Annotated in this window: 5 protein-coding genes; 1 reads left to right on the forward strand and 4 read right to left on the reverse strand. The window is 34.6% G+C overall.

The window, feature by feature from the left end:
• Positions 1-9 precede the first annotated feature (9 nt).
• The 4 genes from DF185_RS17190 to DF185_RS17205 form a co-directional block, all read right to left on the reverse strand.
• Positions 10-2,049 (reverse strand): hypothetical protein, encoded by a 2,040-nt coding sequence (locus tag DF185_RS17190; protein WP_110361992.1) that lies wholly within the window; start codon positions 2,047-2,049, stop codon positions 10-12.
• Positions 2,050-2,064: 15 nt separating this feature from the next.
• Positions 2,065-3,549, reverse strand: a complete 1,485-nt coding sequence (locus tag DF185_RS17195) for a RagB/SusD family nutrient uptake outer membrane protein (RefSeq protein ID WP_110361993.1) — start codon at positions 3,547-3,549, stop codon at positions 2,065-2,067.
• Between the two features lie 12 nt (positions 3,550-3,561).
• On the reverse strand, positions 3,562-6,594 hold the full coding sequence (locus DF185_RS17200; protein WP_110361994.1) for a SusC/RagA family TonB-linked outer membrane protein: 3,033 nt from the start codon (positions 6,592-6,594) through the stop codon (positions 3,562-3,564).
• A gap of 310 nt (positions 6,595-6,904) precedes the next feature.
• A complete protein-coding gene (locus DF185_RS17205; protein ID WP_133250070.1) occupies positions 6,905-9,811 on the reverse strand; it encodes a triple tyrosine motif-containing protein in 2,907 nt (968 codons plus the stop codon).
• 292 nt (positions 9,812-10,103) lie between these two features.
• Between DF185_RS17205 and DF185_RS17210 the strand changes: the two genes are divergently transcribed.
• Positions 10,104-12,857 (forward strand): TonB-dependent receptor, encoded by a 2,754-nt coding sequence (locus DF185_RS17210; RefSeq protein ID WP_110361996.1) that lies wholly within the window; start codon positions 10,104-10,106, stop codon positions 12,855-12,857.
• The last annotated feature ends 116 nt before the right edge of the window (positions 12,858-12,973 follow it).

Consider the following 12,973-nt stretch of genomic DNA (forward strand, 5'->3'; position numbering starts at 1 on the left):
GCTCAAAGTTTAATTGGTTAATTCAATATCATCAAAATAGTAGGTAAAATCAGCAGAACCATCTCCTGTTGTACCGTTATCAAATATTAAAACAATATTATGGTATGATTTTGTAGCGTCGATTCCTGAGTAATCATAGGTCAATTCTTCCCATGTATTCGCCACGGTAGTTGTTAATTCAACTTCATAATTCACACTTGAATCGTCCTTATTTTCTACCTTAAACAACACCTTCGCACCTACTTTATTGGACCACACTTTCATTTTCACTTTCTTGTAAGTTGCAAAGTCCATTGGGTTCTCGAGTGAAAAGTAAGCTCCACCCCAGGTTTGTCCACCATTCTTAACCATTTGTCCAACTTTTGAACTTGTGTTAATTCCAGAAACGTCGGGATTATCGATTACAGATGCATTTCCACCATCGAAATTTGTAAACTCAGGAGCTGTTCCTTCAAAATCCTGCAAGCTTAATGCTGCACTACCTGAACCACCTTCATTTGCTAAACCAATTTCATCATAATAGTAAACTGAATCATCACCCGTATTACCAAAGTCAAAGAAGATAACCACTTTTACATAGTCAGCTGCAGGAGCATCGCTAAAGTCATAAGTTAACTCTTCCCAGGCATTTGCAATTGTAGTATTTACATCTACTTCATGAGTAATACTTGCATCAGCATTTTCAAGTTTTAATTTTACTACGATACCAGACTTTGGAGACCATGTTCTCACCTTAATCATGCTGTAGTTATCAAAATCCAATGCTGAGCTTGCTTCGAAAAATGCCCCTGCCCAGGTTTCTGAACCTGCAGTTTTTGTAAGCTGGGCAACTTTAGCGGTTATATTTGCTCCTGTTGCATCAGGATTGTCAACCACCTCTACATCAGCAATATTTCCAAACACTGTAAATGTAGGTGCTGTTCCTTCAAAATCTTCAATTGAAGAGAAAGCTGGAATGGATGCAGGTACAAGTTTAATATCATCAAAGTAATAGTTCGAATCATCTCCATTGTTACCAAAATCGAAGAAAATTACTACTTTCTGATACTCATTTGCCTGATCGATGGCTGAAAAATCAAAAGTTAACTCCTCCCATTCGTTAGCTACTGTTGTTGTTGCATCTACTTCAAAACCGATATCACCATCTGCTAAGTTTTCAACTTTCAACTTCACTACAGCACCTGCTTTAGGAGACCAAACCTTAACTTTAAATGTTGTATTGCTTGAAAAATCAATTGGATTTTCAAGAGTTAAGAATGATCCAGCCCAAACTTCTGCTCCGGCAGCTTTAACAGATTGAGCAACCTTAGCACTTGTATTGATTCCAGATACATCAGGATTATCAATTACAGATGAAGTTGTACCTCCAAAGTTTTCAAATGCATAATTGATCGTGAATGACTCAAAATCAACAGGTAAATTAACAGGATCAGAAGCTTCAGGTACATTTACCGTTTCGGTATATTCTGTAGTTACCGCACCAGCACTCTTTGCTATAATTCTTACATCGTAATCACCAGGAGCTTCGTAAGTATGAGAAACTGACTCACCCGGCATTAACATTGTAGGTTCTTCATCTTCCACATCTCCAAAATATACTTCGAATACTGTTGCGAAATCCGCAGTTGCCGTTACGCTAACAATTCTTGGATTTTGAGCATCATTCGTAATGCTTACCTCCAAATTCTCAGGAGCCTTAAACGTTACATTTAATTCCTGAACGAATTCTGATGTTTTACCATTAATACTGGTAGCAATTATTTTTACCGAATATACTCCTTCCGTATAAACATGTTCAGCTACATCTCCTGGTTTATAAGTTTCTGTTTCCGAACCATCACCAAAATCAATAATAAATTCCTGAGCTCCCTCTGCGTTAGGAGTAATGCTAACAAGACCTGAATTATCTTGTGTGATATCGAATACTGCTTCCACATTAGTAGGAGCACCTATGTAATCTAACGAATACAAGTTATCTTCATCTGTTTCACAGGCAAAAAAGACACCTAGGATGAAAATAAATGCGCTTATTTTAGTTAATATTTTCATATTGAATAATCTTGTTTAGTAATTAGGATTTTGTGACCAATTGCCATTTGAAAATTGAATTTCTTCAAGAGGAATAGGGAATACTTCATGTTTACCCGCTACGAAACCTTCGATTTCATCAGCAGCTCTTCCTGTTCTAACAAGATCAAAGAAATGATGACCTTCTCCCATTAATTCAACTCTTCTTTCATGATAAATTGCATCGGTTAATGCTGCACCTGTTAAGGTTACATCATGGTTGGTATCACCAAAAGCTCTTCTTCTTACTTCTGAAATGTATTCTTGTGCTTTTGTATCTGAAATACCTCCACGGTTATATGCTTCTGCTGCCATAAGCAAAACATCTGCATAACGAATAGCTCTGTAATTATTCGGGTTGGTTAGGTTCAAATCTCCCTGAGCTTCTTCACTTCTTTTTCTTGGAAGATACTTTCTGTTAAAATAACCTGTATGCTCAAAACCTGTAGTATAGGATGCTCCCTCGCTTTCTGCCCAAGCAACAATATCTAAAATTGCAATATCTTTTCTAAGATCACCTGGCTCAAACTGATCTACAGCCTCTTGGGTTGGAACATTAAAACTAAATCCTGAAGTAAACAATGGTCCATCGTAACCTCTTACACCACTAAAACCAACAGCAACATTTCCTTCGCTACATTGCAGACATCCAAATCCTGCACCTTCAACATCAGTGTATTGAACTTCTAAAACAGACTCAACACCATTTTCACCTGACATTTCAAAAATATCATCATAATCTTCAACAAGAGAATAATTTGAACTTGTGATTACCTCATCCAGTACATTTGCAGCCTCACTAAATTTATCCTGGAATAAGTATACTTTTCCTAGTAATGCTCTAGCTGCTCCTCTTGTTACTCTTCCTGTTTGCTCTGGCACATCTGGCAATACATCAATTGCATCAATTAAATCTTTTTCAATTTGTGCATAAACATCAGCTACCGGTGATCTAGGAATTGTAGTCTCATCTCCTAAAACAAAACGCTCATCTATTTTCAAAGGCACAGGACCAAACCATTTTACCAATTCAAAATAGTAATAAGCTCTTAGGAATTGAACTTCTCCAATCATCGATAATCTTCCATCAAAATCGATTTTATCTTTAAACTCCATAAAGTAGTTTGCTCTCTGTACTCCTGCGAACATCCAATTCCACACATCATGTAAGTTGCTATTTACCGGAGTGTGAATCATATCATCAACTTGCTGCCATCCAACAACATCAGTAGCACTTTCACCACCACACAAAGTATTATCAGATGCAATTTCACCTAAAATTACATTCACATAGGTATATTGTAATGCATCATAAACACCGACCAAACCATTGTAATAGTCTTGCTCTGAGTTGAAAAAATTCTCAGAATCAATAGAATATTTTGGTGCTTCCTGAGCAAAATCATCTGAACAGGAAATCAATATATTAACGGCTAAAACAAAAGCCCCTAGAACTGCAATGCTATATTTTATTTTTTTCATGATTGAGCTTTTTTAAAAGTTTAGATTTAATCCGAACGTAAAGGTTCTCGCTGCAGGATAGAACCCATAATCGATTCCTGAAGTAATAGGATCGCCATTTGATGCAGCAGGATCATAACCAGTATAATCAGTGAATGTGTACAGATTGCTTACCGAACCGTAAAATCTTAGTTTTTCGATTTTCAGTTTAGAAGTAATATTTTCAGGAAGTGTATAACCCAATTGTACGTTTTGAATTCTCAAGAAAGAAGCATCCTCAACATAGTAATCCGATATTACCTGATTTGCAGTAGCTCCTGTTGTTAGCCTTGGTACGGAGTTACTTGTACCTTCACCAGTCCAACGTTCCAAATTGGTACTTAGTTTATTTACATTCACATTTGAACGTTCATAATTACGAAGTTTATCGTTGCCCAAAGATGCATATGCATAAGCTGAAAAATCGAAGTTCTTATAATTAATTGATAAGTTTAACCCCATGGTTACATCTGGAATTGGATTTCCAATATATGTTCTATCATCAGCATTTATAACTCCATCATTGTTGGTATCAACATATCTTAAGTCACCAGGCTGAGCTTCTGCTCCCAAAGCAATTTGTGATGGGTGAGCATTAACTTCTGCCATATTTTGGAATAATCCGTCTGTTTTGTAACCAAAGAATGATCCAATAGGCTGTCCAACTGCCATTCTAGTTGGGCTAGGTTGTCCTACACTAAATTCACCAGCTTCGATAAATCCAGTTCCATTATTTACTTTAGTTACCTCATTATTTAAGGTTGTCATATTATAATTCACCTTAAACACCAAATCTTCACCAATTTTACCTCGGTAACCTAAAGCAAATTCAAATCCTCGGTTACGAACCTCACCTGCATTGATCGTCGGTCCAGCAGCACCAGCACCACTAACACCTAGAATTCCGGAAACAGGTACACCTGCAACTAGCAAATCATTTGTAGTTTTTACGAAGTAATCAGCATTAATATCAATTTTGTTGTTCAATAATTTCACATCTAAACCAATATCAAATTGTTCAGACTCTTCCCATTTGATGGTATTATTTGGAAGTGCTCCAATAGCTCTACCATTCACTAACTGTCCGTTGAATATATAGGTTGCTTCACCATCCATTAATGATAAAAATTTGTTAGGATCAATCTTATCAGAACCAAGGAAACCATAACTTGCTCTTAACTTTATAAAGTCGATGAAATCCAAATCACTCATAAAATCCTCATCCGAAATTACCCAACCTGCAGTAGCTGAATTAAAGTACCCGACACTTTCATCTGGACCGAATTTGGTAGAAGCATCTCGTCTGAACATTCCAGAAAGCAAATATTTTCCTTCATAATCATATTGTAGACGAGCAAAATATGATAACCTTCTATCATCGTAATCCCATGAATTATTCGTTTTTGCTTCACTTGTTCCTTCTGTTAACGAAATATCAGCAAATTCCCACGAGTTATTAGGCACATCAAAACCTGTTGCATCTAAATGATCACCCCAGTTTTTATACACTGTAGTACCTACAGTTGCTGTTACATGATGTTTTTCAAGGAAAGTATTGTCATAGGTAACAAAAGCATCGAATGTGTAATCATTGAAGTTATCTCTAGCTTGGAACACACTACTTCTTGCATTATCAAATACTTTTCCACCATAACTTATTTCCTTGGCAAACGATTTTTCCTTGCTACTACCTGTATTGAAACCAATACGAGCTGTTGCCTTTAATTGTGGAGAATAGGTATATTCCATACTGAAACTTCCACTCAAACGATTCGACTTATAAATATTATAAGTATTATCAATTTGTGCCAATGGGTTGATAACCTCATTACCCAAACTGTTTGGTGCTAAAAAGAAAGAGCCATCTTCATTGTAAACTGGCATAGTGGAAGGCATATTTAAGGCATTAAACAATACCGATCCCAATCCATTTTCATTAATTGATCTTCTTCTTAAAAAAGTATAAATAACTGATGATTTAAACTTTAACTTATCAGAAAGATCAATCCCTAAGTTCATTCTTGCAGTATTTCTCTTATATCCCGATTTATCTTTACCAACAATACCTTTCTGATCTAAATCAGAAGCACTTAAAGAATACACCACATTATCAGAACCACCACTTAAACTCACATCATTCTTGTAGATAGGTGCAGTTGAGAATACTTCATTTTGCCAATTGGTTCCTTTACCTAAATTTGAAATATTTGTAAATGGCAAATCTTCGCCATTTGCTGCGTAAGCTTCATTTAATAATACAGCATACTCTGTTGCATTTAACACTGGTAATTTGCGAGAAGTCTCCTGAATACCAACAGAACTGTTAAAACGAATTGCAGGAGCCGTGTTCTTACGACCTGTTTTGGTTGTAACCAATACAACACCATTTGCACCAACTGTACCATAGATAGCTGCCTGGGCATCTTTTAACACTGTAATGCTTTCAATATCATCAGGACTTAAAGTTTCCAGTGACCCTTCATAGCCATCGATGATAACTACTGGAGAGGCATCCCCATTTGTAGAAATCCCACGAATTCTAATGTCCAAGCCAGCTCCCGGAGCTCCTGAAGAAGAACTTACCACAACACCTGAAGTTGTTCCTTGCAAAGCTTGCTCGGCTCTTACTGGTTTGATCTCTTCAATTGTCTTAGCTCCAAGTACAGTTACTGCACCTGTAACATCTCTTTTTTTCTGAGTACCATAACCAACAACCACAACCTCTTCAAGTCCTGTAGTTTCAGTCATCAGAATTACATTAACAACAGTTTGGTCTCCAACAAAAATCTCCTGTGTGGCAAAACCAATCATTGAAAACACCAAAGTAGCATCCTTTTGTGCCTCTATAGAATACTTACCATCAAAATCGGTTGACGTACCAACTGTTGTTCCTTTAACAACAACGGAAGCAAATGGAATAGGAGTTCCATCTTCTCCGGAGGTAACAATACCAGTTATAGCATTATTTTGAGCAAATGCTTGCAAACAAAAGAGTGCCATAACTATTAACACAACTGTTTTTTTCATAAATTTAGTTCGTTAAGATTAGAAAAAATTAGCTCATAAATTTGGGTTACATTTATTCACCTAAATCGTTTGCAATATCTCCCAATGTTAACTCAATGTCAAAAAATCAGCTACATCACGAACACATCATCAAATAAAACCCAATACATCATTACTACATCATTACACTTTATCAAAGATTTAACTCATTGACTTAAAGATGTTTTGTAAATACAGCATTTCTTAAAAATTACACACGTCATATACATCAAAAAGCAAAAAGGGCAAATATGCCTCGCGGATCTGCTCTTTTCTCTATAAATTGATATTTTCACACGTTCAGTAAAAAATCGATTAGATTTTCATCTCTTGTAAGATCAAACTTTTTCCGAAGTCTATATCGACTAATTTCAACTCCACGTACTGAGATATTCATTAAAGGCGCAATTTCCTTAGTTGATAAATTCATTCTTAAATAAGCGCACATACGAAGATCTTTCGGTGTTAATTGTGAGTAGGCATTCCTTAACCTCTTTAAGAAATTTTCGTGCACTTGGTCGAAGTGCAATTCGAACTGTTCCCAATCCTGATTACTATTAAATTCCGAATCTAAAGTTTTCATTAATTGTCTAACCTGCACCAAAGCGGTTGGATCCTTTATCTTCTTCAATGCTTTTTTAAGTTCTCCTACGGCATAAGAAAGAACCTCATTTTTATGAATGATATTCATAGTAGAACTTGCCAATTCTCGAGTTTTAAAATCCACTTCACTTTTTAACTTCTCATTTCTTAACTCTACAATTTCCCTCTCTGCAATTAATGCCTCTTCCCTAAATTTTTGTTCCTTAATTCTAAGTTCTTCCTCCTGCTGTTTCTCCAACTTTTGTTGCATCCTTTTCATTCTCAAACGAACCAATAAAATCACACCGTAAATGATAAGCATTGAAATGAATAGATATACAAAATAAGCCAGTTTCGATCTGTACCATGGTGGCAGAATGATAAATTTAAACTCATCGGGAGCAGATTGCACACCGTATTGGTTTTTTGCCAACACTCTAAACACATATTCTCCTTCTCTTAAATTGGTATATTCTTTACTAGTATTTGTCTCCCATATCGAAGTATCTTGATCAAATCCTTGTAGTTGATATTTATAATTCACGAACTGTGCATGACTCGATTGCGGCGCACTAAACTGAAAAAGAATTTCATTATTCCTAAACTTTATATATTCTACTGAATTTTCCTTGTTTGTTTTGTTTCCTGCATAAATTACTGAATCTTGTGTTTTACCTTCAACTCGTACTTCTCGAATCAGAGTATGAAATGTATTTTCATATCTTTTTCGAATTTCTGGATTGTAGTGAACAAAACCATCTTCAGTAGCAATTAACACATTTCGCTTGTCTATTTCACACACATTTTCGAATGCTCCAATAAAAGAACCTCGTATAGTAGAAAATGCCAATTCCTGCTTTGCATAGGTATTATCTACTTGTAATTTTAATATTCCAACTCTTTCATCCTGAAAATACCAAACATCACCATTTGATTGCTGAAACAGCTTTGTAAGCTCTTTTTTCTTACCAAATAAATTATTTAATGAAGAATATACCTCAAACTTATTAAGCTCAGGAACAAACTTGTAAATTCCTTCATTTGTTGTAAAAACTTTTTCTCCTCTAATTTCATGAAGACCGACACTCAAATCAGAAGGGAGACCATCCTCCGATCCATATAAACGAACATTAATACAAGAATCCAAGGCATTATTCAACACAATCCTATAAATCCCTTTGTATCCATGACTCATCCAAATGCTATTGTCTGCTCCCCAAAGTAATTCTCTTGAAGATTCATTAAAACCACCTATCTTTTGTTTAAACTTCCATTTGTCTCTCTCTGAATCTCGTTCAAAAAGAATTAAGCCAGAATAAGTCCCTCCTATCATTTTATTCGGAAAATCCTTATGGTATAAATATTTCCAACCTCCTTCAACATCAGAAATTAATTCTCCACGATTCTTATCGATTCGAAATGTACCATTTGTATGTCCACAGATTAATTCTCCTCCAATTACCTCTAAACTCCAAACCTGTCCGGCAGTATTTGCAACTAGATTAAACTTCTCCTCAGCATCTAAAGTTGAATCTGAAAAATCATACTTTTGAGCAAACAAGCCCATATTCGTACCCAGATACAAGTATCCATTGTGATATATTGATGCATAACCAGTTCCTATATCCCTTATTCTTGGAAAGGTTGAAACAGGAGAACTAATTTCAAGATGATTAATTCCATTATCCAAACCCAGCCATAAATTCTCCTCCGAATCCTGAAATAAACTAAGTATGGTATTATTCGGTAAACCTAAATCAGTATTGATATGTTGAATAATTTGTCCTTGCTTGTTTAGGATATACAATCCATTTCTAACCGTACCAAAAACAAAATGCTTCTCATTAACAGCCAATCCTGAGTAGATCTGGTCTTTTACAAAGGACTTATTTACCTTTAAATCCCATACTTCTATAGAATCGGCGTTATAAATAAATAAGCCATGCAGAGCTGTCGCAATTAGAAGTTCATCTTCTGAATAAGGTAACACACTTACTATTTCAAAATCTTTTAATTTTTCTCCATCTTCAACCAATTGAAAATTCTGACCATTTAGCTTACAAAAACCTCTTTTGGGTACTTGAACGTAAAATTCATCGCCAACTACAAAACTCTGACGAAAGAGTTCACCATCACCCAAGACAGATATCTTTCCATCTTTATAAAAGAATACCTTTTGAAAGCTATGAAATACAATGCCATTTTTATAAAGATAAATCTGCCATATTTCTTTAAAATCTCTATCTTTTTCAGGTACTAGACTTACCAGAGAATGAAAATTCAACTTCCCTTTTTCGTCGGGTTCTAAAAATCCAAACTCATTGTATGCTCCTACATATACTTTATCCGATTCATCAATAACCAAAGAACGAACCACGGAGTTATTTGGCATTTCAATCAAACGCCAATTCGTTCCATCAAACTCCAAAACACCTTCATTATTGGCAAAATACATCAAGCCTTTAGTAGATTGTGCAATATCCCAATTTTGTGTTCCCCCATGATATTCACTTCTTGGAAAGTTCTTTATAAAGGGAATTCCCTTGTTTTTTACCTTGGCTATACAGGAAAAATTTACAAGCAGCAACAGGAGTAGTATTGTAGTAGATTTATTCAAAGCAATGGTGATTTTGTTTATTGAAATATATAAGGTTTCATAAAAATATGCAAAGTTGATATAATACCACAAAACATCACAAATAATTTTTTTAAGCTATATCAAAGACTTTTAATTAACAACTCTTAACAACAACACGACACTACACAACGCACAATACGCTTAAAACATGAGTATTATAATAAACATGCAATTTTTAGCATTAACCTTATTTAACCTTGATTCACCTTAAATCAGTTAATAAAGTATGGAGGTGAACTTATCTTTGAATTGAATTTTAAAACGAAGATTAATGTACAGAATTTTACTATCTATATTTTTCATCCTAACAGGATTATCACTATTTGCTCAAAAGAGTTATACCCTTACTGGCAAAGTATTGGACTCACAGGAAGAAGGTTCACTACCTGGAGCAACAGTTCTATTAATAAATAAATCAGATACCATTCAAAAAACAGGTACCATCACCAACGAATTGGGTAATTTCAATATAAAGGTAAAGCCAGGACAATATGATTTTCAGGTTTCTTTTATCGGCTATAAGGATGTAAAAAAATCAATCACCGTTGATAAAGCATCCATTGATTTAGGTCAGTTTAAATTGATTGAAAACACTGAATTTCTTCAAGAAATTAATATCACAGAAACCTTACCGCCAACAAAACTTAAAGGCGACACTACAGTATTTAACCCAGATGCATTTAAAGTAAATCCAGATGCTACTGCAGGGGAACTATTGGCCAAAATGCCTGGTTTTTACGAAATGGATGGTAAGCTTATTGTAGAAGGGCAAGAGGTTGCTGAAATATTGGTTGATGGGAAAAAATTTTTTGGGAACAATATGAATCAGGCTTTAGCAACTATTCCAAACGATGTAATTAAAAACATTGAGGTTTATGAATACAAAAGCGATGAAGAAAAGTTTACAGGTTTAAAAAGAAACGAAGAAGATAAAAAAACACTAAACATTGTTACCAATAAGAAAAATAAAAGACTTGTTTTTGGTGATGTGGCTGCAGGATTTGGGAAAGATAACAGGTATGGCTTCGATGGGAACATTAACAGTTTTTCAGATAACAATAGCATTACAATTACTGCAAAGTCAAGAGATGTAAATGCCCCTCTAAAATTAAGCAACAGAAATTTTGGAAATAGAAGCATTGATGGAAATGACATTCAGGATGACTCTTTTGGGATCAACTTTGTAAATTCGAAAAATAAAAATGACATTGAATTTAGCTACGAATATGGCAATCAAAAATATGAAAACAAAAGTAGTAGCGTAAGAACCTATACATCTGATGCTCTAGCAGGTCAAGTTCAAAATTCAACAAACCAATCAACCAATGACAACAATAATCACCGTATTAACCTGAGAGTATCATTAAACTCCAGTCCGAAAAACAGGTTAATGCTGAACACTAATATTTCTACAAATGATGGTGAATCAAATTCCAATTCTATTTCGGATACCAAATTAAATGGTAATCCTTTAAACTCGAGCAACAATCAAAACTCATCAGATAATAAAGATTACTCAATATACCAATCCGTAAACTATTCAAAAAACTTAGGCAAAAAAGGTCGTTCCTTGAATTTAAATGCCGGATTTAATTACTCCAACAATGAATCAGATGGCAAACAATTGTCCGAAACTTTAAATGAAAACAATGAAGTAAGCCAAAGTATTAATCGAATTTCAGATTCTAAAAGGAAAAACTCAGGTGTTGATGCTGGAATATCGCTTAGCGAACCTATTGGCGAAAAAGGATTTGCCAGTTTAGGATATCGTTTTAATTATAACGAACAAAAATCCGATAAATACGGATATAATTTTAATGAAAGTGAAAACTCATATAGCGATTTAGATGAACTAACCACCAATAATTTTGAAAACTCAAGTATTAAAAATGCGGGAAGATTTTCTTATAACCTTAATGGTAAAACTCATGGTTTTAGCTTAGGAGCAGATTTTGAGATGACTACGCTTAAAAATGAAGAATCATTCCCGAATAAAACAGATTTTAATAAGGATTTCTTCTCATTCAAGCCATATGTTAGGTATTCTCTTAATTTAAAGAATCAAAAAAGAATCAACTTGAACTACATGTCACGAACAATGACTCCAAACATTCGCGATTTACAAGAAGTTGTTGACCTTTCAAATCCATTATACATTACAACAGGTAATTCTGAGTTAGAGCAATCAAGATCTCACACTTTAATGGCTCTTTATTCAGCATCAAACATGAAAAAAGGAAGCCATTTGTCCATTCATGCAATGGCAACCTCAACAAACAATACTGTTGGTAGAAGAACAATTGTTGCAGCTAAGGATACAACCATAAATGGTAAGTACTTTTTACCTGCAGGAGGACAATTTTCAGAACCTGTAAACCTTGATGGTCAATATTCAATAGGAACAAGTATTTCGTATAGCTTTCCTCTTAAAAAGTTAAAGTCTAAACTGAACATCAACACAAGAGGTCGATTCTCTCACAATCCTACTTTTGTTAATGATAAAAAGGCATATACTGATTCGTGGAACTTGAATCATGGAATGACACTTAGTTCGAACATTAATGAAAAAATAGATTTTACATTCACCAGCTCAAGCAACTATCAAAAATCCAATAATACATCAAACTCTGGTTCTGAATATTTATCTCAAACCACCTCATTAAACATGTATTGGAATTTCTATAAAGATTTGGTTTTTAGAACAAATGCAAGCAACAATTATCAAAATAACTTTTCTACCAACGATGTGGATAGCTTTTGGCATCTAAACCTTGGCATATCTACCAAAGTATTTAAAAATAAACGTGGTGAATTATCATTTACAGCTTATGATATCTTAAGCAAAGAGGATGAAAGATCTCACTATGTTAATGACCTATATACTGCAGATTATTACACCAACAAATTGAATAAGTTCTACATCCTTACTTTTAGTTACAAACTAAGAGATGGTAAAGGTAAAGGAAGAAAGCATAGAGGAGGACATGGTATGTATCCTGGTTATGGCAATTACATGATGATGTAATGCCATCAACATTATAGAACAAAATTATTTTCTTTTAAATTTTCATAGTCAATATTGGCCATTCCGAAAGGAATGGTCTTTTTCAATTAAGAGAATTCACTTCTAACCAATCATAA

The sequence above is a fragment of the Marinifilum breve genome (assembly GCF_003202155.1).
GTDB lineage: Bacteria > Bacteroidota > Bacteroidia > Bacteroidales > Marinifilaceae > Marinifilum > Marinifilum breve.

Excerpts from the sequence above, each read along its gene's own strand:
- DF185_RS17190 (WP_110361992.1), bottom strand. The coding sequence starts at position 2,049 with ATGAAAATATTAACTAAAATAAGCGCATTTATTTTCATCCTAGGTGTC.
- DF185_RS17195 (WP_110361993.1), bottom strand. The coding sequence starts at position 3,549 with ATGAAAAAAATAAAATATAGCATTGCAGTTCTAGGGGCTTTTGTTTTA.
- DF185_RS17200 (WP_110361994.1), bottom strand. The coding sequence starts at position 6,594 with ATGAAAAAAACAGTTGTGTTAATAGTTATGGCACTCTTTTGTTTGCAA.
- DF185_RS17210 (WP_110361996.1), top strand. The coding sequence starts at position 10,104 with ATGTACAGAATTTTACTATCTATATTTTTCATCCTAACAGGATTATCA.